Source organism: Brevibacillus migulae, assembly GCF_004521915.1.
In the GTDB taxonomy this organism is placed as follows: Bacteria; Bacillota; Bacilli; order Brevibacillales; family Brevibacillaceae; genus Brevibacillus_F; species Brevibacillus_F migulae.
The window spans coordinates 1-20,853 of record NZ_SDKD01000007.1 but is presented as its reverse complement, the minus strand read 5'-3'; the positions used below and the strand labels follow the sequence as shown (position 1 = coordinate 20,853).

Genomic DNA, 20,853 nt, shown 5'->3' with positions numbered 1-20,853 from the left:
GTACTATAGTATTCGTGCTGTAAAGGAAATCACTTTACAGGCGAGAGCCGAGTACCTCATGTAAAGGATTGGTTCCATGCTCGAAAAAACCAATCAAGTGAATCTCTTGTTTGACTTCTATGCGCCTCTTCTCAAAGGCAAGCAGAGAGAATATCTCGAACTGTACTATCTGGATGATCTATCGCTTGGCGAAATTGCAGAGATGCATGAGGTAAGTCGACAAGCTGTGTATGATCATATCAAGCGGGCAGAAAAACAGCTTTTTGAATACGAGGAAAAACTGCAGCTGGCCAGTCGCCATGCACAAAGGCAGTCGCTTCTCGCAGAGGTGGAAGCTTTGCTTGCGGATATGCCGACAGGTGAGGGAAAAGAGAAGATTCAGGCGATGTTGAAGCAACTGTCAGAGATGGAGTAGGAGGTCTCGCATGGCATTTGAAAGTTTGGCAAGTCGATTGCAAAGCGCTTTTGACAAGCTTCGCGGACGCGGCAAGATCGATGAGTCTGCTGTCAACGAAGCAATGCGTGAAGTGCGCCTTGCTCTTCTGGAAGCCGACGTTAACTTTAAAGTAGTAAAAGATTTCATCGCACGTGTCAAAGAGCGTGCCATTGGTCAAGAGGTGCTGAAAAGCCTCACGCCTGGTCAAATGGTGATCAAGATCGTCAATGAAGAATTGACGGAGCTGATGGGGGGAAATGTAGCGAGACTCGCTGCATCGAACCGTCCGCCTACGGTCATCATGATGGCAGGTTTGCAGGGTGCTGGTAAAACGACCACAACCGGTAAGCTGGCCAAGTACCTGCAAAAGCAAAACCGCAAGCCTCTCCTGGTTGCTGCCGACATTTATCGTCCAGCGGCGATCAAACAGCTGCAAGTATTGGGAGAACAGGTAAAAGCTCCGGTATTTGCGCTCGGGGATCAAGTAAGCCCGGTGGAGATTGCGCGCAAAGCGATTGAACACGCAAAAGAGAACCACTACGACTATGTGTTGATCGATACTGCCGGACGCTTGCACATCGATGAAGCATTGATGGAAGAGCTCAAGCAGATTCGCGACACGGTCAAGCCTGATGAGATTTTGCTCGTCGTCGATGCGATGACAGGTCAGGATGCGGTCAACGTGGCGGAAAACTTCAACAGCCAGTTGGAACTCACTGGTGTGATTCTGACCAAGCTGGATGGGGATACGCGCGGGGGTGCAGCCCTCTCGGTAAAAGCGGTCACGAACAAGCCGATCAAGTTTGCCGCTATGGGCGAAAAGCTGGATGCTTTGGAGCCATTCCATCCAGATCGTATGGCTTCGCGGATTCTCGGCATGGGCGATGTACTGAGCCTCATTGAAAAGGCGCAGGAATCGGTCGACGAGGAAAAGGCGAAAGAAATGGAGAAGCAAATGCGTCAAGGGGAATTCACCTTTGACATGTTCCTTGACTCCATGCAGCAAATGCGCAAGCTTGGACCTTTCCAAGACATTTTGGGAATGCTTCCTGGGATGAACAAGATGAAAGACCAGGTGCAAATCGATGAGAAACAGATCGCTCGTGTCGAAGCGATCGTGAAGTCGATGACCAAAAAGGAACGCGCGAATCCAGATCTGCTCAATGGAAGCCGCCGCAAACGGATCGCTGCCGGAAGCGGTACGACCGTGCAGGAAGTGAATCGCTTCATCAAGCAGTTTGAAGAAATGAAAAAAATGATGAAGCAGTTTAGCGGCATGGCCAACAAGATGCAGAAAAAGCAAAAGAAAAAAGGCGGTCTCGGATTGCCGTTCATGGGCAAGGGTGGCAAGCCCGGCGGAAACAACTTTCCGTTCAATTTCAAACCACCATTCAAATGATGCTTGAACTCTCTTCGTGCTCGGTCTCCGACGCATGATGGTTCAGATATATGAAGCTTTGCTTTGATATTAGTAGGAGGTGAAATATAATGGCAGTTAAAATTCGCTTGAAGCGCATGGGTTCCAAGAAAGCTCCTTTCTACCGTGTAGTTGTAGCTGACTCCCGTTCTCCACGTGATGGACGTTTCATTGAGGAAATTGGTACTTACAATCCAGTTGCTCAACCAGCTATCGTTAACATTGACACTGAGAAAGCTGTGCAATGGATTCTGAATGGTGCAGCTCCAACTGACACTGTTCGCAATCTGCTCTCTACAGCAGGCGTTCTCGCAAAAGTGAACGAAATCAAATTCGGTAAATAAGCTGTTCATCGGGGGTCTTAAGATATGAAAGCTCTGGTCGAAACGATCGCAAAAGCTCTCGTTGATCATCCTGATGAAGTACGCGTAAATGCAGTGGAAAATGAGCGGACACTCGTCTTCGAATTGTCGGTTCACCCCAACGATATGGGGAAGATCATCGGCAAGCAAGGACGGATCGCGAAAGCTCTGCGCACAGTCGTCACTGCAGCGTCGGGTCAAACCGACAAGCGCGTCAGCGTAGAAATTGTATGAAAAAAGGCTGGGAGGTTTCCCGGCCTTTTTTGGTACGAAGAAAATCAAAAAGCATCAAGCCACCACTTTTCTGTTGAGAAAGGGGCATTACTCGGATGCTTACCATACATAGGCCAGTAAAAGTCAAAATGATCATCACCCAAGCGTCAAGGGAAACGCTGTTACATCATTATCGCAGTCAGGTGGAGCAGGTGACCCGTGAGCTGCACCAATGGCAATTTGAAGGGAAAAAGCTCTTGGCTGATGCCAGAAAAAAAGCGACCGATGTGCAGAGTCTGGCGCAGGAGCGAGTGGCCCGGGAGGAACGGTCGCGCAAGGAAAAGCTGGAGCTGTTGGAGTTCCAGATCCGCCAGGTGGAGAATCTCCCGGAAGGCAGCGAGATCGACTATTCCACTGTCGAGAGCCCGGTACAAATAAAAGTAGGCGATGCATGGGATGAAATCATGGTAGGTACGGAAATCATTTTAAAAGATGGATTGATCCATGAGATCCGGCAAGGAGGAAAATAAGGTGGGCGACACACGTTATTATACAGTAGGCAAATTGGTCAATACGCAAGGTCTGCGCGGCGAGGTCAGGGTGATTGCAACAACCGATTTCCCGGATGAGCGCTTTCGGATCGGCAACGAGCTGTTGCTGTTTCATCCGTCGCTGCGCGAACCGCTTTCCGTCAAAATCGCTTCCCGCAGAAATCATAAGGAGTTTGAAATTCTCACGTTTGAAGGCTATTCGACCATTAACGATGTGGAAAAGTATAAAGGCGGCGAGTTGAAGATTCCTGAAGATGACTTGATTGAAAATACAGAGGATGAGTTTTACATCCATCAATTGATCGGCTGCGAGGTTGTCACAGACGAAGGGGAAGAGTTGGGCAAGATTACGGATGTGCTGCAGCCTGGCGCCAATGATGTATGGGTGGTCAAAGGCAAGCGCGGAGAGATCTTGCTTCCTTTTATCGATGAATGCATCAAGCATGTAGATGTGAAAAACAAGCGTGTGGTTTGCCATCTGATGGAAGGATTGGTGTAGGCGATGCTGCGCATTGATATTCTAACGCTGTTCCCGGAGATGTTTACTGGTGTGCTGGAGTCGAGCATTCTGGGGAAGGCACAGGAAAAAGGGCTGGTGGAATACCATGTCACCAATTTTCGTGACTTTTCGGAGAGCAAGCATGGTACGGTAGATGATACTCCGTATGGCGGAGGCGGAGGCATGGTGTTAAAACCAGAACCGCTCTTTCGGGCAGTAGAATCCCTTTCGGCTGAGAAAAAGCCGCGTGTGATCCTGATGTGTCCACAGGGAAAGCGCTATAATCAAAAAATAGCGGAGGAGCTGGCGCAGGAGGAGCACCTCGTTTTCATTTGCGGCCACTACGAGGGTTACGATGAGCGAATCCGCCAATTTCTCGTGACGGATGAAATCTCGATTGGGGATTATGTTCTCACAGGAGGCGAACTCGGGGCGATGGTCGTGGTCGACAGTGTCGTTCGGCTTCAGCCGGGGGCCTTGGGGAATGAGACCTCTGCAGTAACGGATTCGTATTCGACTGGCCTACTGGAATATCCCCATTACACCCGCCCTGCCGAATTTCGTGGCTGGAAGGTCCCGGATATCCTCCTATCTGGCCATCACGCCAATATCGAACGCTGGCGGTTGAAGGAGTCATTGCGTCGCACACTGGAGCGACGTCCGGATCTGTTGGAGAATATGGAGCTGTCCAAGGAAGCAAAGACGTTGCTCGAAGAAATCAAACAAGAAAAAAAGTAATCATCCAGTACTTTTAGTCTTGTAGATGATCGTCCAATATGTTAATATACTTCTTGTGGCATTTTCGCCCGCTCACTAAGGCGGTCCGCTATCCGTACGATCGGTACATATTCCGAGGAAGTCAAGGGACGGGTAAGAACGTCTGATTGGAAGGAGGGAATTATGATGAACCAAGTGATCCGTGAATTGGAAAAAGAACAAATGAGACAGGATATTCCTGCATTCCGCCCAGGTGATACTGTACGTGTACACGTAAGAGTTATCGAGGGTCAGCGTGAGCGTATTCAGTTGTTCGAAGGCGTAGTAATCCGTCGTCGCGGTGGTGGTGTTAGCGAGACCTTTACTGTTCGTAAAGTGTCTTACGGTGTAGGCGTTGAGCGTACATTCTTGCTCCACTCTCCTAAATTCGACAAGATCGAAGTAGTACGTTATGGTAAAGTACGCCGTGCGAAACTGTACTACCTGCGTAACCTCACAGGTAAAGCAGCACGCATTAAGGAAATTCGTCGATAATCAATCGATACCATTTTTCATAGAAAAAAGGGGGCCTGGTTACCAGACCTCCTTTTTTCAAATCCAGCAAGATTTTTGCTTGGGTCGGGAAAGCATATAGGAGAAACGATCAGCGTTTACCGACGTCTTTTCTTATACATAGAGCTGTTTGCAGGAGGAAATGAAGATGAGCGAAGAAGTAACCCCACGTCGGGCGAAGAATGAGGCCTGGGAGTGGATCAAGGCGCTTGGTATTGCCATCGCATTAGCTTTTGTGATCCGGACCTTTTTGTTTGCTCCCTTCATCGTCGAAGGTGAATCGATGGAAACAACACTGCATAACGCGGAAAAACTGGTGGTTAACAAGGCGATTGTATATCTGAGCGAACCAGAGCGCGGGGATATCATTGTGTTCCATGCGGAAGCGAAGCGCGATTACATCAAGCGGGTCATTGGTGTCGCTGGTGATACGGTCGAAGTGAAAGATGATGTGCTTTATCTTAATGGGAAAGCGGTAGAAGAACCATATTTGGAGAAGAATAGAGAACAAGCAAAAGCACAAGGAATCCCGCTAACGGAAGATTTTGGACCGATTACCGTACCGGAAGGCCAGATCTTTGTGATGGGTGATAACCGTTTGAATAGCCGTGACAGCCGTTCGATTGGTCCGGTCAGTCTGGACAAGGTGGTAGGGCGATCTGAATTTGTGTTCTGGCCGCTCGACAGCATACGGATGACACGGTAAGCAAAAGAAGGTGAGTAGATGAACATCCAATGGTTTCCCGGGCATATGGCAAAAGCCCGGCGACAAGTAACGGAAAAGTTAAAGCAAATCGATGTTGTCATTGAGCTGTTGGACGCACGACTTCCTTTATCGAGCCGAAATCCGATGATTGACGAAATTGTTTCGGAAAAGCCACGTTTAATCCTGTTGAACAAAGCCGATTTAGCCGATACAGAAGTAACGGAGCAATGGGTCAACTATTTTAAAGAGCGCAACCTTCGCACGCTGCCGATCGACGCATTGAGCGGAAAAGGCGTGAATCGACTCCCGGCCATGTGCCAAGAGCTGGCCGCCGATATGCTCAATCGGCGAAAAGAGAAGGGGATGCAGGCCAGAGCCGTTCGCGTGATGATTCTGGGGATCCCCAACGTAGGGAAATCCTCACTGATCAACCGTCTGTCCAAGCGTTCCGTGGCGCAGACCGGTGACCGTCCGGCAGTAACCAAGTCTCAGCAATGGGTGAAGATGGGCGACAGCTTGGATTTGCTCGATACCCCGGGCATCCTGTGGCCGAAATTTGAGGATCAGATGGTGGGCCTGCGTTTGGCTACGAGCGGAGCGATCAAGGATGAATTGATCGATTTCGTAGAGGTATCGTTGTATGCGATCGCCTATCTGCTGCATTATTATCCAGAGCGCTTGAAGGAGCGCTACAAGCTGACCGATTTGCCGGAAGATCGCGTAGAAATGCTCGAGGAGATCGCGAAAAAACGGGGCTGTGTAGCCGGGCGTGGCGGGATTGATTACGAGAAGGCTGCCGAACTGTTCTTGCGCGAATTGCGCTCAGGAAAGCTGGGTCCGATTACGCTGGAGAGACCGGTAGATTGGGAAATGGAAACACCGATCGGCCAGCCAGCCGGCATGTCCCAAAGTGAATAATGACCATGGATCCGTCTATCGCCGTATAGGCGGATTTTTACATAAGGAAGTCAGACAAGGGGAAACAGTCAATGAAAATCGCGGAGATGTCGATATTAGAAATACGGAAGCATATCGAAAATTTGGACGAGGTACCTAAAGATTTACTACAATGGTTAGCAGAAGATACGCGCAAAGGTGTGCAGGATATTTATCGCCAGCTGATGCAAAAGAAGGAGCGCCAGAAAAAGCTCCAAGCGATGTGGACGGAGATGAGCACCACGGAGCGCAGTCTGTATCAGCAGCAGAAATTTCATGTGTTTGGCATTGATGAAGTAGGAAGAGGACCTTTGGCAGGCCCGGTTGTGGCCGCAGCTGTTTGTTTGCCTCCTGATTTTTTTCTCGCAGGTTTGAACGACTCGAAAAAAGTTCCGGAGTCAACAAGGGAAGCCTTCTATGAGGTGATTATGCGGGATGCCGTCGCAGTTGGAATCGGGATCGTCAGCTCGGAGCGAATCGACGAAATTAATATACTGGAAGCAACCCGTGAAGCCATGCGGCAGGCGATCGATGCTGCCGGGCTTCGTCCTGATGTATGCCTGATCGACGCTGTTCATCTCCCACGCTTGCCTTATGAGCAGATCCCCATCATCGGAGGAGATGGCAAAAGCGTGTCGATCGCAGCAGCCTCCATCGTGGCGAAAGTGACACGGGATCGATTGATGGTAGAATACGCCAAGCAATATCCGCAGTACGGCTTCGATAAAAATGCCGGCTATGGCACACAGGATCATTTGCTCGCATTGGATCGCTTTGGTCCTACCCCGATACACCGCATGACATTTGGCGGGGTGAAGGAGCGGGCATAAAGAATCGGAGGAAAGGGGGAGGTTGCGGTGCAGACATCTCAATTACTAAGCTCATTATTGAATCGAACCAATGTCCAGGCCCCAAAGCAAATCGAATTGACTCCCGGACAAATTTTCAAGGGGACGGTGCTGAAGCTGCATCCGGACCAGATGGCGACGGTGCAAATCGGCGGGATTCAAGTGAATGCCAAGCTGGAAACCAATCTGGAAGCGGGGCAAAAAGCTTGGCTGCAGGTGCAGCCTAGCAGCGGCGTGGTTACGCTGAAGGTTCTGCAGGGGGATGCCGCTCCACAGGAATCGAAGGATGCCTCGTTTCAGCAGCTCATGAGCTCGCTCGGATTGGCCGACACACCGGAAAACAATGCCATTGTGCGTGCCTTGGTGAAACAGAATTTGCCGGTGAACAAAGAGATCCTCCAAGCGTTTGGGCAGATTGCAAAGGAGTTGGGGGCGGGGGACGCCACCATCGATGCGTTTATGCTGGCGATGCGCCGCAGCCTGCCGCTCACCCAAGACGTCGTCCGATCCTTGCAAGCCTTTCTGTCCAAGCAGACCATAACCGATGCGGTTGATGGGTTTCTGGCAGAGGCGGAGGCATTTATGCAGGAAGGCAACCGACAAGGCGCTCCTCATGGTACGGTGTCGCAACAAGCAGGGGTGCCCCTAAAAGAGACGTTGCAAGCGTTGAAGGATAAGTTGGTATCGTTGCCACTGCCGATCGATACAGGCGCTTCCGCCGAGAGTGAAAATGCCCTTGCAACCGGAAAGGAAAGGCAGGCTCAACCCACCGTCCCTAATCCGGCACCGAGCAATGGCAAGCAAGGCACTATGCCGATACCCGTTTCCACGAATCAAACACAACCCACCGCGACAGGTGAGTCAAACAAAGTAACAAATGCTGCCACGGCAGCCCCAGATGGTGATATCGTCCTGGCAAGCCAAACGAATCAAAAACAGCCATCCGGATCGGCACCTGCTTCCAACCCTCTCTCGAATACCATCGATGGTGGTCATACTGAAGCTGCAGGGGGCCTGCCTGAGGAGCAACCATCTGCGCCTAAGATGTTGCAAGCGAATCGCAACGACCAGCCTATCGAGAAACAACCTCCAATCTCAACCAACGATGGAAAGCCAGGCGTTTCTGTTCGAGCTGATCACCAGCAAGACGCAAAACAGCCACGGGTAGAAGCAGCAATTCCGGACCGTTCCGATGCGAAAGCAATAGATCAAACCGGGGAAGCAACACCACGGATTCTTAGAGGCGGACAGGAGTCGGTTCGTCCCGAGGTACCCTTATCATCATCGCCGAATCGAGTGGAACAGGCGGAAAAGCCGGTTTTAGGATTGCCGGATGATTCCCGAAACGTTCCAAAAGAGTCGACGACAAGCAACAATGGCCATACCTCGATGAACAAAGCGGACCTGATCAAGGAATTGTTTCAGCGATTAGGCGTTACGCACGAAAGAGACGTGGCTGGAGTGATCAAGGGAGATCCGCAAACCCAAGCGCGTCTGGAAAACGTCAAGTCCATGCTCCTGCAGATATCACAGGCACCAGCCGGCTCGATCCCGGGAACGCTGCGGGATGCGGCGGACACCTTGCTGCAGCAGGTTACGGGACAGCAGCTGATGATGGTACAGCCTCCCAATCAGGCGATCTCCCAGGTCGTCATGCAGATCCCCTTTCGCACACCTGATGGAGACGATACCGCCTATGTGCAGGTGGAAGCGAAGAAGCGGGAAGGGGGAGACCTGGACCCTGATAACTGCCGACTGTTCTTCAACCTTGATTTGGAGCAGCTGGGGATCACCATGATCGATGTGGCGATCGTCAATCGGATTGTGAATGTGCAAATTTTCAATGACCAGCCTTGGCTGGAGCCGATTGTACAGCAGGCGCGGGAAACGTTTTCTGCCCAATTGCATGAAACGGGCTACCTGTTATCCAACATGCGCGTCCAACCAATTCCCGAGGCTCGTGGCAGCTTGCCAGCACAGTCTTCGAAAGCAAGTCTGCTGTCCGCCTACAAGGGAGTGGACATTCGCGTATGAATGAGGATAAACGCCCGGCACAGCAGAAACGGAAACAAGCGGTCGCACTCCGCTATCAGGGAGGTTCGATGGAAGCGCCGATCGTGACCGCCAAGGGAAAAGGTCTGGTCGCCGAAAACATCATCAAGCAAGCCCAGGACAATCGCATCCCGATTCAGGAGGACGCTTCCCTCGTGGAGGTGTTGGGCAAGCTGGATTTGAATCAGCAAATTCCTCCTGAACTTTATCAAGTCGTAGCGGAAATCCTTGCGTTTGTATACCGGTTGGACAAGGCGGGAAGATCACGGTGATGCGAGATCGAAAGGAACTGGGAAAATGGGGAGAAGACCAAGCGGCGCAATTGCTGCAAGCAAAAGGCTTCGAGATCATTGCCCGCAATTGGCGGACCAGAGGCGGCGAAATCGACCTGATTGCCAAAGAACACGATGTGCTGGTGTTTGTGGAAGTCCGGACAAGATCCAGTACGTTGTATGGCACGCCAAGCGAATCGGTGGATTGGCGCAAGCAGCAGAAGCTTCGCCAGCTGTCGCTCGCCTTTCTTGGTCAGTATCCGGAGCGCGTGCACTCATTCCGATTCGATGTGGTCTCGATCTTGCGACATGGGAAGAACAAGCAAGCCGAATTGACACACATCGAGTATGCCTTTTAATCCCCCGGTCAGGGAAGTTTCATGAAATAAATTAGGCCAGCCCACTGGGGATGCGTCTACATCAGGAAGGTGTGCGCGTGCGTATGATGTATTGTACTCGACGCGATGAAACTCCTCCAAACATCTTTATTGAGGCCTCTCGGGAAATTTCCGAGGGGTATTTTTTTTCATTAAAGGCATTGAGGAAAATACTACCAAACGAAATGAACCTGATGTAGTCTTATAATTGGGCAAGCAGGAATAGCAGGTAAAAAACGAAAATCAGCTCCAGTTGGAATCGCAAGGAGATGAGTCCCAATTAAGTAAAGGTTGAGGGAACTATGAAAAGAAAGAATGTATGGCTCTTTATCCTGATCATGGTAATTGGTGTCGCTTACTTCATCGGAAGCTCTTTCTCGCTTGAATCACATATTCGCATTATTGTCCGAAATGAAAGTGGTGGAACGATCGAAAGAGCGCATATCGATTATTTTCATAAACGAATGATGATACCGACCTTAGGTGATGAAGGTCGTTATGAAGATACGATAGACATTACAGATGAAGGTGGTGAATCATCGATAACCTTTTCCTATCCGGATATGCAACAGCCCACTGTTTTCTTATCCAGCTATGTAGAAGGGGGAAGGACAGGGCTCTATCGAGGTAAGATCATCATTACGATTGAGGAAAACGGTCAAGTGGATGTGGATGTAAGAAGATACCCCATCTCGATTTTATAAGCGACATTGACTGAAGTGAGATAAGGAGGATCTAATGTTTTCATTGTTTGGACCGCAAAAAAAGCAGATCCGTTACAAATATGATTTCAACAGCCTCTTTGCCGGATATCAGATCGTTTCCGTTTCTCTCGGTTCTAACCAAGAGATTTGCTGCTTGGGAGTCGATCACTCCCCAGAGTTAACCGATGGTATGTTCCCCCCGTCAGCTACAGAAAAGCACCATCAGTACAAAATTACGATCCTGACAGAATATCAGACGCAAACCCTCATGTTGCCTAACCAAAGATGGAACTATCATTTTGTCCAGCCCGCTGGAAATGATGAATTTCTTGTCGTCTCTGCACGGAGTCACAAATACAAGGATGATTCGTATGATTGCAATGGAAAGGTATTTTCGATTAATGGCGAGTTGAAGCGAGAATTCCTCTTAGGGGATGGTATCCAAGATCTAGCGGTCAACTCAGATGGGACGATTTGGACCAGTTATTTTGATGAAGGGGTCTTTGGTAATTATGGATGGGATAAACCAGTAGGCTCTGCAGGTCTGTTGGCTTGGAATATGGCCGGAGAAAAACGGTTTGCCTACGATGGAGAAGCTGGAACGATTGAAGATTGCTACGCTTTGAATGCGGCAAACGATCATGATACCTGGTTTTACTTCTATTCTGATTTTCACCTAGTGCGGCTAACAGACTTTCGCGTTACCGCAAACTATGAATGCCCGATCCAAGGTTCGGATGGATTTGCTGTATATGATCAATGGTTTCTGTTCCGTGGAGGTTATGGCAAACGTGATGTCTATACGCTTTTTTCGTTGTCCGATAAAGGGAGACTTGTCAAAAAGAAAGAGCTTGTATTTGTTGACCAAGCAGGTTCGCCAATCACAGCAAGCCAAGTTTATTGCAGAGGCAGATACATGCTATTGCTGGATAAATACATACTTTATCTGATTGATCTGAAAGAATTGGTCTGAAACGGATCGTTGTCCATGAGAAAGGAGATGCCACGATAAAGGTATCTCCTTTTTTGCTTCAGCTCAGGTAGATCGAATGAGAGCTTATTACGTTCACCTTTATGAAAAGAAAACGGAAATTTCGATAGGTCTACTGCAATCAGGACTTCTTAACGATATAGGCAAAAAGTATGATGTTGTTATCTGTAAATATTTGTTAGATTTATAAGGCACAAAAGCCCAAATGATAACCCCAAAATGAAAAGATTGAATTGTTGAGATACACACTAATGAGAGGAGTACTGACGTATCATGGATCTTAAAAAATGGCTAAAAAACAATGAACTGGATGACCTAGAGGCATACCTCCTTAAAAACTTGCGCTATACGGTGAGATTAGATGCCAATTCTCCAGAAAAATATGAACAAACCGGCAACTCAAGAGTAGGTGGATACCCGGATTTGCCGGATCATGTGGAATGGCCGAGAACGGAAGACGGCACATTGATGACACTTGTTGCCCAATTGAATCTATCTGAAATTGTTCCTTTTCAAAATGAATCAATCCTTCCTGAGAAAGGAATGCTGTATTTCTTTGTTGGCTTTGATGAGCCGGCTTATGCGATCGAGCACAAAGTGTTGTATGTCGAGCAAAAAGAGAACTTGAAATTGCGGAAGCCCGAAGAAAGTACTGCATTGGAAGAGGCATATGATACTACATTCGAGCCATACACCGTATCGGCCCGTACAGCTGTAGAATTGCCTAACTACGCTTATGTAGATATTGATCAGTTTTCTTCAGATGAAATGGAAGAGCGTTATTATGATACCAGGCTAGATCTGTTAGGGGATGAAAAGACGACGTGGGGAAGCATGTTTGGTTATCCGACTGGACAGCATGATGATGCAGAACTGGAAGCAGCCCTGATGATTCTTTTGAACAAACACTATGACTATAAGAAAGGGATGCAGCAGCTCATAGACCATTTTGCCGGGGATAAAGATCGGGTTGAACAAGAACTGCGTGACATGATCATGTTACTAGAGATTGACAGTAATGATATGATCGGCTACCAATGGTGGGATTGCGGTGTCATCCATTTCTTTATTCGTAAAGAAGATTTACAGAGGGGCCATTTTGATCGAACCTACTGCTCCCTTTATTCTAGTTAATAACGACTACGATACTTGAAATAGCTGAAGAACAAACATTATGAAATGAGGGAAAATCATGTCTACACTGTTGACCGCATTAACCCAACCTTCGACTACGTCACTTCGTCCACAGCCACTCGGATCGATACAGATTGTATCGGGCCAGATTGTAGCTTGCGACCCGTTGATACCTCATACTGAGCCGTTCGAACGTACAATTTCAAGAGGCACATACCCAGTCATAGCGTGGTGGAACGACGATGAAACATGCATAGCAGCTGCTGAACTGAAACTGGCGGAGGCGCGTCCGATTCGTTGGGAAATGGCTGTAAAGCATGGACAAAAAGTCGAGGAACTGCAAGAAGGGTATATATTCGGCTATCCGGTCGATACAGGATTGGGCTGTTTTGCAGATGTTGAGGCTATCAAAAAGCTGAATGAGCTGGAAGACCAGATGAGTCGGGAACTCGGTGATGATTTTATTAGCTTGTATGACAATCTTATCGATGAGCTGCTGACGGAAAATGGGGATGAATGGTGTAATGTTAACGTTTCAAAGGACCCCGAGATGAATGTCATCATGTTTCGGTCTGGTTTTGGCGATGGCTTTTATGCATCGTACTGGGGGTTTGACGAAAAGGGAAGTATCGTTTCCCTTGTCACGTATTTTCTTACGTTATAGTGAAGATTCAACGCTTGATGCAGCGGAGTTTAGTATTAATACAGGCAAGTGGCGTTCCCTGGAAAAGGTGGATTTTGACAGTGAAGATACATTATGTGCAAAATGAAGTAGCTTTAAAAGGTAAAACATATTCGATCTACATAATGAATATTCTTCAGGCTTTTTTGAACCACTTTCAAGGTACGGTGCCGGATCTTTTCTCGCCCATGGAGGCAATGCCCACATGCATCTGGATGCGTTTACGGGAAAGCATCAAGGGTTGTGTGTAGATTTCTATGACCAAGTTCTATGGAATAGACAATCAAACGAAGTCTAAACGATTTGCTGCATTCATGATGGGAGTGACCAAAGGAAATAATGGGAAGGAAACTCAAAATGGAGGAAGGGACATATCGTTGTTCATGCAAAAGGGAATAATGAGAGTTTTGTACGTTCTGCTTACGTGGTTCCTCCTCCATGTACTGGTAGTGACCATAGACGGGTTGAACGACGAAATACATCATGCTGATGTCGGTGTAGTGTTAGGCAACAAAGTTGAACAGGATGGAACGCCTTCAGACAGATTGAAATCTCGATTGGAGAAGGCAGTGGAGCTTTATCGCGATGGATACCTGTCATACATTCTGGTAAGTGGCGGAATCGGGATTGAAGGCTATGACGAGGCAAAGGTGATGAAGAGTTATTTAGTCCAAAAAGGAATACCTGCTGACAGGATCATGGTAGACAGCGAGGGAGTAAATACGAGAGCCACCGCACAGAACTCCCGAAAAATGATGGACGCAATGGGGCTTCAATCGGTCATAGTGATCACCCAGTTTTATCATATCAGTCGGACCAAATTGGCGTTCCATCAGGTTGGGTATGATTCCGTCTATTCGGCACATGCGGATTATTTTGAATGGCGGGATTGTTATTCGCTCTTTCGGGAGTTTTTTGCTTATTACAAGTACTTGTTTCACATGAGCGAATAGGGACATGCCTATGATTTGCTAAGAAAATCTGAATAAGAGAAAAGGATGGCCGAAAATGGATTATCAAAAATTAAGCAAAGAAGTTTCATACGCTCTGAGGCATGCTCCACATGAATATGAGCTAGAACTGGATGATCAAGGATGGGTAAGCATGGCGCAACTGTTACAGGCTTTGCAGGAAGTGCCTTTGTGGTCACAAGTAACTGAGGAAGATCTTCATGAAATGATTTCTCGTTCAGATAAGAAACGCCATGAAATCCATAACGGTAAGATTCGAGCGCTTTACGGTCATTCTGTTCCTCAAAAAATCAGGAAAGAGGTGAAAACACCACCTGATATTCTGTATCACGGGACAGCGACGAGGTTTATTGATGCCATCATGAAAAATGGTTTGTTGCCAAAAGGAAGACAGTATGTCCATCTTTCAGAGGAGATGGCAACAGCAAAGCAAGTTGGGAAAAGGAGGGATGAACATCCCGTGATCTTGAAGATTGATGCAAAGCTGGCCTGGAGTGAAGGTGTGGAATTTTATCACGGGAATGAAATGGTTTGGTTGGCGGATAGGGTGGATAGGCGGTATATTTCTATGATCAACGATGACGAATCTAGGACGGTATCGTAACATGGAAATCTCATTTAAAAATGAGAAGCACGTTTTACAAGTTTGTTACAAGAAAGTTTCCTATACAAAAAATGATCGTGGATTTCAAAATAGAGAATCCATTATTTCCGATTGGCCGCAGATGATTGAATCATCTTCTGGGATCGTTACCGAAAATGATTTAATTATTCCGGCTTGTGACTTTGAACATAAGCAAGTTGAACAAAGTGACTTGATCGTACTTGCTGATTATCTAGTCAATGACGCAACTGCTGAAAGCCATTTACTGAAAAAACAGGGTCAACGTCATTATCTAACTTTGAAGAATGGTGCAGCTCCTTATGAAATCCTCAGGTTTTTTCAAAAAGAAACATTCGAGGTTCATCTAAATTATAGTCTTTTTGGAGTCGGTATCCCCAAAAGAGATAACTTTAAGCTTGCCGAACTTAAAAAAGGCAGCGGGATCAGGGTAAGAATAAACGGTAAATTAGATTTTTCAGCATCTGCCAGACGAGAAAGAATTTATACCGAGCACGACATTTTAATGAAGTATTATGGGTGTATGAAGAACTGCACGTTTGTAAGTTCAACCGTAGAATTTGGGAAAAAAGTTAACCCGGATGAATATAAGTTAATCGACTTAAGAAAAACACTTTACTAAAAAATTGAATTGAATAGAGTAGTACGTTGGAGATGTGGTCAAATGAAACTCTTATTTATTTGCAGCAAAAATAAATGGCGCAGCCCCAGGGCTGAGAAAGTATTCCATAGATTCAATGGTTATGACGCAAGATCTGCGGGAACTGAAGACGGGGCCAGGGTGAAAGTAACAAACGGGCATATCGGATGGGCCGACATTATTTTTGTGATGGAAAAGAAGCATGCTAGACGTTTAAAGGATAAATTCGGGCCGCTGCTAGTGGGTAAAACGATTCTTAATTTGGATATACCTGACGATTATCGTTACATGGACGAAGACCTCATTGAACTTTTAAAGAATAGGGTATCCGAATATATCGAAGTTCCACGGTAAGGAGTTAAAATAGTGAAAAAGTTTCGGGGAACAGAGGTTTTATTTATAAGATAGGATTCACACTTACAAGTAAGAGATTGTAAAACGGCACAAGGATAATTTCTTAGATGTAACGGGGTGGTGAGTTATGAAGATTATCAGAAACAACTACCTAAGATGGCTCCCGTTGTTATTTGCAGCAGTTTACTTAAGTCTACTTATTGGTTGTACTCCTGAACCAGTTGGCGCGATGGTCACTTTAGAAGAAGCAAAAGCGATAGCGTCCAATGAATACGGTGTAAAAGAGATTAAAAGTAGCGAGCTTAGGCATCTTGATGAAAAAGAAATTCAGCTTATTCCTGAAGAAGGAAAGGAGAAGACACCCGTATATTATGTCATTCATGGGGTTAATGATGCGGGTGAAAAAATAGTGGTCTATGTTTCCTCCAATGATCAACAGATCAGTTTTATACTCACAACACTGATACTTGATTAGACCACATAATAAGTAACGATTCTTTGGATTACGCATGGCTTCGATCTCATTACCTCGTTAGACTAGCTGTGCCTTCGTCCAAGCCTCTACATCTACAATGAAAGATCATATGAACTACTCATATCAAAGTGGAGGAGTGGATCCTCATTTACCTATAAGAATCCCTCAGCGTTCATCTATACACTGAAGTTACGATTCCGCGCAGCCATTTACCTGTTCGATCTGAACGATTTGTACCGTACCAAAGAGTAGTATCATTTAACGACTTCAAGTTGAAGAAGATCAGCGTGTATCCTTTCAAATCTAACAATTTCTCAATCTTTCTGCGCTCCGCTTGGTCATGCGAGCTTACACGGACATAAGCTGCAAACTTTTGATATTTCACCCCACAAACATCCATTAAATTCATTTACGTGGATAAGCCATTTGGTTCTATGTTTAATCTGCAATAATCAGGAGTGACCATAAAATCTTCAGATAGCAAGTCCACAGTCCATGATTCCTTTAAAGTTATACTTTGTTATTAGGTGCAACGGCAAGGTGGCATAACAGGGAAAATACCTCGCAACCCATTCTTGCACTTCCGAAATGCTTCTGGCCATGCGCTGCCGTTCAGCATGACGTAGGATATGGCACAGTTCATGAAAAAAATGCTCCTTTTGCATCTTAAACGGAAGTCTTTTATCAATTGTAATGCTTTTAAAAATCGTACGAGTTCATAGGCAATGGACAGTAATTCTTTGTAGAAAAGATAAGTGGCTAGTACCTTTGCAATACGATGTTCGTCCAGTTCCTCAGGTAATTAAATTCCTAAACATATATAAAAATGAGTTACCAGGATCTCAAGAGGGGATGGAGAGTAGGGCTTTTTCATTATATCACAAAGGGAACGTACGTTCTAATTTAGTGCCGATTTTTGAGACTTTTTTCCATTCACAAAACAATGTATAATTTCTGGAATCAAAAGAGTTTATTGGGAGTGGTTTGCTGTTGGGGGAATATAGAGACAAAGTCGAAGCAATGGCATTCTTTTTCATTCTTCTTTTGCCTGTGGTTTTTGCTGTAATTGTTATCCTCCCGATATTATTACCCTTGCTCTTATGGAGAAAGTCTTGGCTTGTTTTTTCATTAATTTGGTATTGTTTATATCTACTTTGGTGGTTGATTATGGAAAATGCAAATTTTGTCCTGGAGCAGGACAGGGATCTTCCACGGTCACTACTCTTAATATTTAGCGCAGCCCTAACAATTGTTGGTGGTATTCGGGAAAGAAATCGCGGAATCAAGAACTGAAGTTTTCACCAAATCGAGGAGAGAAACAGGATTAAGGGGAATGGATCTAAGTGAGTAAATTACTTCTCAGTAAATCAATTAATATCTCATCATCATCTTCATCACTTGGAATTTCAGAAGCAGATTATTATCAAAGATATCTAACCATTGATGGTCATAAAATTGCAAGTACAGGAATTTTTTGCGAAACATGTCTCTTTTTATTTGAAATATTAGGGGAGCCCAAATGCAATTCATATTCCATATCAAATCTTTTGAACCAGGGTGAAAGTAATATTAGCGACAGCTTAGTTACAGAATTAACAGCCATCTTTCCTAATGGCCGCTTTTCTGTGTTATTGCTAAAAGTATATCCCCGATTTAAAAAACAATCTAACGTTAGAGGAGAATACTATAGGATTGGATCAAGAGAAATAGGATTCTCAAAAAAAATAGTCGAATACATCGTGCCCTTTCAAAAAGGGGAAACGCTTGATGAGTCTACTGTAAATGACTACATGAAAGAGTTAGAAATGGGTTTAGTGCCTACCGCATTAGCGATTTCTTTCCTAGATATCAAATATCCACAAAATGATTTTATTTATGTTGAACGTTGGGAAATGTCACATTACTTGTTAGATGGTCACCACAAAATGTTGGCAGCAGCTAAAGCAAAAAGACCAATCACTTTGATTTCTTTTTTATCATTAGATCGCTCATATTCTGACCAAAATCATATAGAAAAATTATTAAAGGTGTTAAAATCTTACTAATTTATAAGATAAGAAAGGAAGATAAACTGTGAGTCGAATGACCAAAAGAGTTATCATGCCCGGAATAGTCCTATCATTTTTGTTTCTGTTCCTTTCTTTCTTTGATGAGGAGTTTGCTATTCGTCGCGCAATATTCTTTATGGGTCATCCTATTGATTGTATAACAGTAAAGATAGAGCGAGATAGACTAAATGATCCTTCAAAAGGTCAATTGTTTCTTACTGATGGCATTAGAGATCGAATAACTGGTAATGACACCTTTATCTTTTATGTAAAGAAAAATCGTTTGGGGATGTATTACGTTACAGGGTCAGGTTCTGGACCGTAATCGAAAGGAAAATCATGAAGAAGAGAAAGTTGAGGACTTTGATTGTCTCTATAATTTTACTAGGACTTGTGGTTACTCCGTTTCTGTATATTGGAATAAACAAAATGATATATGCTCAACGTGTCAAAAATTATCTATTGGATGTAAAAGGATACAAGAAAGAAGATATAAAATCGGTGGAGGGTGTTTGGGGAATCAAACTACCTGCTTTTTACGCGGTGGTAGTTTTTACTGATGAGCCCGATGTTGAATATACTTACTTTGCTCACAATAGGGTTTTGCAGTTTAGTTATACCATTAAAGATGAGGCTAAAAGGAAAGGACTTACTAAAGATGATTTGAAGCACTATGTTCCTTTAGGGTGAAGAGGTTTTACATTTAAAACTTATTTTGGGGATTGTGGTATAAGGTACCGGCATCGCTAACTACTAGGGTGTATGGTAAGTAAAAACGGAATGGATAACATTGGAGGTTAATCTTTATGGAAGAGTTATAAGGGTTAAAACGCGATGTCTGGATAAACATCGAGCAGTCTGATGATTTTGAGAAATTTGATCTTACAAATGAAAATACTGATGTGATTGTGACTTTTTCTAATCGTTCTAAATGGGTAGCTTCCTTTTTTACCTATAAAAATATTGAGAAAATTCGCAGACGATACCAGGAAACAGGTGAAAATTTGTCCGGAACATATTTTTGGACGACTGACTTGATCCTTATTGACGAGGTGAGTCGTGAAAGAATAGAGGCTGTAATTGAAGATCTAATCGTTGAAGATGGTTTTAGATATGTATTTGCGCGTGCTGATGATATAACAGATGAATATGAGTACTTGTATGAGCCAGGTTTTTTTGATTAATGGCTCCTAAGAAGGAAGCAGGAATAAGCCGATCGAAAACCTCTTTTTCACTTATAGAATTAATCAATAGCAAGAAATGGTAGTATAAGAGTAAAACAATTAGACGGTGATGAAATGTTCGATATCGATTTCGCAGATATAGTAGTAGTACTTGTTATAGGATTCTTTCTTATTTTCGGCTTTATAGGGTCTAGATATGGCAATAATAAAAATTACGAAGCGGAATTCACTACTGATCAAATAAAAGATTATTTCTTCAAAAAACATAAATGTAAGGATTGTAATGTCCAGTTAAAGCGAATAACCGAGAAAGAATATCTTGGTGAAGGTTGGACAAACATGAGTGGCGATTATTCATACGGGAAAAAATACAAAGTTACATTTTTTTTGAAGTGTCCAAATTGTAACCGAGTATATACTTCTGACGATTTTTGATTCGATAAAGGATAACATAATAACATCGAGGAGGCAGCCGATTATAAATATATCGGCTGCTTTTTTCAACAATAAACTCATCCATCATTTATTGGGAACAATAAGAAAAATGGAGGCCTAAACTTGCGTAAGATATCAGTATTACTTATAGTCTTTCAGTTATTATTTTTACTTTGCTCATGTAGTACTAGCAAAGGTGGCTCCTCACCGCCTCCGCCTTCCCCACCTTCTCCATTTCCAATTGTAGTGAAAGCCGAAGTTTCTAATAGCAGTATTAATAATCAATTAGGAGAGGTAACTTTAACTACTTCAGTTCACACTAACATTGAGTTAAATACAAATGTTAAAATAACGGCTGAGCTCCTAAAATTTAAATCTGAACGTTTCCAACTCCAGGAAACTCACGAACTTATAAATGAGAAACTAAAGGTTGGAGAAAAGAAAACTGTAGGATATACTTTTACAGCTTTAGAACCTGGAGAGTATAGGATTTTTATTTCAGGTATATATGATCCGTATGGTCAAGAAAAGTATATTAACTTTGTTGTAACAGATCAGAAAATTGTACTTATAAAGTAGATTAATTTTAACTTGGTTTTAAAGTAAGTGCATAATAGTAAAAGAGGGAGCAAAGCTCGAGTCTGTAAAATATTCTGTGTAAACTCTCAACCTCTA

Annotated in this window: 29 protein-coding genes; 28 read left to right on the top strand and 1 reads right to left on the bottom strand. The window is 44.8% G+C overall.

Annotated elements, in window-relative coordinates; genetic code table 11:
* Window positions 1–76: 76 nt before the first annotated feature.
* The 23 genes from EIZ37_RS09680 (at window position 77) to EIZ37_RS09570 (ending at window position 16,511) form a co-directional block, all read left to right on the top strand.
* Window positions 77–415, top strand: a complete 339-nt coding sequence (locus EIZ37_RS09680; RefSeq protein WP_134684399.1) for a putative DNA-binding protein — start codon at window positions 77–79, stop codon at window positions 413–415.
* A 10-nt stretch (window positions 416–425) separates the two neighbouring features.
* On the top strand, window positions 426–1,835 hold the full coding sequence (ffh, locus tag EIZ37_RS09675) for a signal recognition particle protein (RefSeq protein ID WP_134684398.1): 1,410 nt from the start codon (window positions 426–428) through the stop codon (window positions 1,833–1,835).
* An 89-nt stretch (window positions 1,836–1,924) separates the two neighbouring features.
* The gene (gene rpsP / locus EIZ37_RS09670; RefSeq protein ID WP_134684397.1) at window positions 1,925–2,197 is read left to right on the top strand and encodes a 30S ribosomal protein S16; all 273 of its coding nucleotides are present in this window, start codon (window positions 1,925–1,927) and stop codon (window positions 2,195–2,197) included.
* 24 nt (window positions 2,198–2,221) lie between these two features.
* Window positions 2,222–2,449: a KH domain-containing protein gene (locus tag EIZ37_RS09665; protein WP_134684396.1), complete on the top strand. Its 228-nt coding sequence runs from the start codon at window positions 2,222–2,224 to the stop codon at window positions 2,447–2,449.
* 95 nt (window positions 2,450–2,544) lie between these two features.
* A complete protein-coding gene (locus EIZ37_RS09660) occupies window positions 2,545–2,958 on the top strand; it encodes a YlqD family protein (protein ID WP_134684395.1) in 414 nt (137 codons plus the stop codon).
* Window position 2,959: 1 nt separating this feature from the next.
* On the top strand, window positions 2,960–3,478 hold the full coding sequence (rimM, locus tag EIZ37_RS09655) for a ribosome maturation factor RimM (RefSeq protein WP_134684394.1): 519 nt from the start codon (window positions 2,960–2,962) through the stop codon (window positions 3,476–3,478).
* Window positions 3,479–3,484: 6 nt separating this feature from the next.
* On the top strand, window positions 3,485–4,216 hold the full coding sequence (gene trmD / locus EIZ37_RS09650; RefSeq protein WP_134684590.1) for a tRNA (guanosine(37)-N1)-methyltransferase TrmD: 732 nt from the start codon (window positions 3,485–3,487) through the stop codon (window positions 4,214–4,216).
* Between the two features lie 165 nt (window positions 4,217–4,381).
* Window positions 4,382–4,729 carry a 50S ribosomal protein L19 gene (gene rplS, locus EIZ37_RS09645; RefSeq protein ID WP_134684589.1) on the top strand — a complete coding sequence of 116 codons (348 nt, stop codon included), beginning with the start codon at window positions 4,382–4,384 and terminating at the stop codon, window positions 4,727–4,729.
* Between the two features lie 166 nt (window positions 4,730–4,895).
* On the top strand, window positions 4,896–5,453 hold the full coding sequence (gene lepB, locus EIZ37_RS09640) for a signal peptidase I (RefSeq protein WP_134684393.1): 558 nt from the start codon (window positions 4,896–4,898) through the stop codon (window positions 5,451–5,453).
* Between the two features lie 18 nt (window positions 5,454–5,471).
* Complete coding sequence (ylqF, locus tag EIZ37_RS09635; protein WP_134684392.1) at window positions 5,472–6,371, top strand: ribosome biogenesis GTPase YlqF; 900 nt, start codon at window positions 5,472–5,474, stop codon at window positions 6,369–6,371.
* A 71-nt stretch (window positions 6,372–6,442) separates the two neighbouring features.
* Window positions 6,443–7,219: a ribonuclease HII gene (locus EIZ37_RS09630; protein WP_134684391.1), complete on the top strand. Its 777-nt coding sequence runs from the start codon at window positions 6,443–6,445 to the stop codon at window positions 7,217–7,219.
* Between the two features lie 27 nt (window positions 7,220–7,246).
* Window positions 7,247–9,271, top strand: coding sequence for a hypothetical protein (locus EIZ37_RS09625; RefSeq protein WP_134684390.1), 2,025 nt, complete (start codon window positions 7,247–7,249; stop codon window positions 9,269–9,271).
* Window positions 9,268–9,561 carry an EscU/YscU/HrcU family type III secretion system export apparatus switch protein gene (locus EIZ37_RS09620; protein ID WP_134684389.1) on the top strand — a complete coding sequence of 98 codons (294 nt, stop codon included), beginning with the start codon at window positions 9,268–9,270 and terminating at the stop codon, window positions 9,559–9,561. The genes EIZ37_RS09625 and EIZ37_RS09620 overlap by 4 nt, the downstream gene beginning before the upstream one ends.
* Entirely contained in the window at window positions 9,561–9,920 is a 360-nt protein-coding gene (locus EIZ37_RS09615; RefSeq protein WP_134684388.1) for a YraN family protein, read from the top strand. Before EIZ37_RS09620 ends, EIZ37_RS09615 begins: the two co-directional genes overlap by 1 nt.
* Before the next feature lie 320 nt (window positions 9,921–10,240).
* Complete coding sequence (locus EIZ37_RS09610) at window positions 10,241–10,642, top strand: hypothetical protein (protein WP_134684387.1); 402 nt, start codon at window positions 10,241–10,243, stop codon at window positions 10,640–10,642.
* Between the two features lie 34 nt (window positions 10,643–10,676).
* Window positions 10,677–11,615, top strand: coding sequence for a hypothetical protein (locus tag EIZ37_RS09605; protein WP_134684386.1), 939 nt, complete (start codon window positions 10,677–10,679; stop codon window positions 11,613–11,615).
* Window positions 11,616–11,906: 291 nt separating this feature from the next.
* Window positions 11,907–12,767, top strand: coding sequence for a YwqG family protein (locus tag EIZ37_RS09600; RefSeq protein WP_205683814.1), 861 nt, complete (start codon window positions 11,907–11,909; stop codon window positions 12,765–12,767).
* Between the two features lie 58 nt (window positions 12,768–12,825).
* Complete coding sequence (locus EIZ37_RS09595) at window positions 12,826–13,431, top strand: DUF4241 domain-containing protein (protein WP_134684384.1); 606 nt, start codon at window positions 12,826–12,828, stop codon at window positions 13,429–13,431.
* 416 nt (window positions 13,432–13,847) lie between these two features.
* Window positions 13,848–14,402, top strand: a complete 555-nt coding sequence (locus tag EIZ37_RS09590) for a YdcF family protein (RefSeq protein WP_134684383.1) — start codon at window positions 13,848–13,850, stop codon at window positions 14,400–14,402.
* A 55-nt stretch (window positions 14,403–14,457) separates the two neighbouring features.
* Window positions 14,458–15,024 carry an RNA 2'-phosphotransferase gene (locus EIZ37_RS09585; protein ID WP_134684382.1) on the top strand — a complete coding sequence of 189 codons (567 nt, stop codon included), beginning with the start codon at window positions 14,458–14,460 and terminating at the stop codon, window positions 15,022–15,024.
* A gap of 1 nt (window position 15,025) precedes the next feature.
* Window positions 15,026–15,664 carry a hypothetical protein gene (locus EIZ37_RS09580; protein ID WP_134684381.1) on the top strand — a complete coding sequence of 213 codons (639 nt, stop codon included), beginning with the start codon at window positions 15,026–15,028 and terminating at the stop codon, window positions 15,662–15,664.
* Between the two features lie 42 nt (window positions 15,665–15,706).
* The gene (locus tag EIZ37_RS09575) at window positions 15,707–16,036 is read left to right on the top strand and encodes a low molecular weight protein tyrosine phosphatase family protein (protein WP_134684380.1); all 330 of its coding nucleotides are present in this window, start codon (window positions 15,707–15,709) and stop codon (window positions 16,034–16,036) included.
* Window positions 16,037–16,163: 127 nt separating this feature from the next.
* A complete protein-coding gene (locus tag EIZ37_RS09570) occupies window positions 16,164–16,511 on the top strand; it encodes a hypothetical protein (protein ID WP_134684379.1) in 348 nt (115 codons plus the stop codon).
* 473 nt (window positions 16,512–16,984) lie between these two features.
* On the opposite strand, the gene EIZ37_RS26625 is transcribed toward EIZ37_RS09570, so the two are convergent.
* On the bottom strand, window positions 16,985–17,176 hold the full coding sequence (locus tag EIZ37_RS26625; RefSeq protein ID WP_328591351.1) for a hypothetical protein: 192 nt from the start codon (window positions 17,174–17,176) through the stop codon (window positions 16,985–16,987).
* Between the two features lie 678 nt (window positions 17,177–17,854).
* On the opposite strand from EIZ37_RS26625, the gene EIZ37_RS09560 reads away from it, so the two are divergent.
* The 5 genes from EIZ37_RS09560 (at window position 17,855) to EIZ37_RS09540 (ending at window position 20,757) form a co-directional block, all read left to right on the top strand.
* Window positions 17,855–18,556, top strand: coding sequence for a hypothetical protein (locus EIZ37_RS09560; protein WP_134684378.1), 702 nt, complete (start codon window positions 17,855–17,857; stop codon window positions 18,554–18,556).
* A gap of 28 nt (window positions 18,557–18,584) precedes the next feature.
* Window positions 18,585–18,884: a hypothetical protein gene (locus tag EIZ37_RS09555; RefSeq protein WP_134684377.1), complete on the top strand. Its 300-nt coding sequence runs from the start codon at window positions 18,585–18,587 to the stop codon at window positions 18,882–18,884.
* A gap of 14 nt (window positions 18,885–18,898) precedes the next feature.
* Window positions 18,899–19,249, top strand: a complete 351-nt coding sequence (locus tag EIZ37_RS09550) for a DUF3139 domain-containing protein (protein WP_134684376.1) — start codon at window positions 18,899–18,901, stop codon at window positions 19,247–19,249.
* 212 nt (window positions 19,250–19,461) lie between these two features.
* Window positions 19,462–19,743, top strand: a complete 282-nt coding sequence (locus EIZ37_RS09545) for a hypothetical protein (RefSeq protein WP_235827940.1) — start codon at window positions 19,462–19,464, stop codon at window positions 19,741–19,743.
* 558 nt (window positions 19,744–20,301) lie between these two features.
* Window positions 20,302–20,757: a hypothetical protein gene (locus EIZ37_RS09540; protein WP_134684374.1), complete on the top strand. Its 456-nt coding sequence runs from the start codon at window positions 20,302–20,304 to the stop codon at window positions 20,755–20,757.
* The last annotated feature ends 96 nt before the right edge of the window (window positions 20,758–20,853 follow it).

Excerpts from the sequence above, each read along its gene's own strand:
- EIZ37_RS09680 (WP_134684399.1), top strand. The coding sequence starts at position 77 with ATGCTCGAAAAAACCAATCAAGTGAATCTCTTGTTTGACTTCTATGCG.
- ffh (WP_134684398.1), top strand. The coding sequence starts at position 426 with ATGGCATTTGAAAGTTTGGCAAGTCGATTGCAAAGCGCTTTTGACAAG.
- rpsP (WP_134684397.1), top strand. The coding sequence starts at position 1,925 with ATGGCAGTTAAAATTCGCTTGAAGCGCATGGGTTCCAAGAAAGCTCCT.
- EIZ37_RS09665 (WP_134684396.1), top strand. The coding sequence starts at position 2,222 with ATGAAAGCTCTGGTCGAAACGATCGCAAAAGCTCTCGTTGATCATCCT.
- EIZ37_RS09660 (WP_134684395.1), top strand. The coding sequence starts at position 2,545 with ATGCTTACCATACATAGGCCAGTAAAAGTCAAAATGATCATCACCCAA.
- rplS (WP_134684589.1), top strand. The coding sequence starts at position 4,382 with ATGAACCAAGTGATCCGTGAATTGGAAAAAGAACAAATGAGACAGGAT.
- lepB (WP_134684393.1), top strand. The coding sequence starts at position 4,896 with ATGAGCGAAGAAGTAACCCCACGTCGGGCGAAGAATGAGGCCTGGGAG.
- ylqF (WP_134684392.1), top strand. The coding sequence starts at position 5,472 with ATGAACATCCAATGGTTTCCCGGGCATATGGCAAAAGCCCGGCGACAA.
- EIZ37_RS09630 (WP_134684391.1), top strand. The coding sequence starts at position 6,443 with ATGAAAATCGCGGAGATGTCGATATTAGAAATACGGAAGCATATCGAA.
- EIZ37_RS09620 (WP_134684389.1), top strand. The coding sequence starts at position 9,268 with ATGAATGAGGATAAACGCCCGGCACAGCAGAAACGGAAACAAGCGGTC.
- EIZ37_RS09615 (WP_134684388.1), top strand. The coding sequence starts at position 9,561 with ATGCGAGATCGAAAGGAACTGGGAAAATGGGGAGAAGACCAAGCGGCG.
- EIZ37_RS09610 (WP_134684387.1), top strand. The coding sequence starts at position 10,241 with ATGAAAAGAAAGAATGTATGGCTCTTTATCCTGATCATGGTAATTGGT.
- EIZ37_RS09605 (WP_134684386.1), top strand. The coding sequence starts at position 10,677 with ATGTTTTCATTGTTTGGACCGCAAAAAAAGCAGATCCGTTACAAATAT.
- EIZ37_RS09600 (WP_205683814.1), top strand. The coding sequence starts at position 11,907 with ATGGATCTTAAAAAATGGCTAAAAAACAATGAACTGGATGACCTAGAG.
- EIZ37_RS09595 (WP_134684384.1), top strand. The coding sequence starts at position 12,826 with ATGTCTACACTGTTGACCGCATTAACCCAACCTTCGACTACGTCACTT.
- EIZ37_RS09590 (WP_134684383.1), top strand. The coding sequence starts at position 13,848 with ATGAGAGTTTTGTACGTTCTGCTTACGTGGTTCCTCCTCCATGTACTG.
- EIZ37_RS09585 (WP_134684382.1), top strand. The coding sequence starts at position 14,458 with ATGGATTATCAAAAATTAAGCAAAGAAGTTTCATACGCTCTGAGGCAT.
- EIZ37_RS09580 (WP_134684381.1), top strand. The coding sequence starts at position 15,026 with ATGGAAATCTCATTTAAAAATGAGAAGCACGTTTTACAAGTTTGTTAC.
- EIZ37_RS09575 (WP_134684380.1), top strand. The coding sequence starts at position 15,707 with ATGAAACTCTTATTTATTTGCAGCAAAAATAAATGGCGCAGCCCCAGG.
- EIZ37_RS09570 (WP_134684379.1), top strand. The coding sequence starts at position 16,164 with ATGAAGATTATCAGAAACAACTACCTAAGATGGCTCCCGTTGTTATTT.
- EIZ37_RS26625 (WP_328591351.1), bottom strand. The coding sequence starts at position 17,176 with ATGCAAAAGGAGCATTTTTTTCATGAACTGTGCCATATCCTACGTCAT.
- EIZ37_RS09550 (WP_134684376.1), top strand. The coding sequence starts at position 18,899 with ATGAAGAAGAGAAAGTTGAGGACTTTGATTGTCTCTATAATTTTACTA.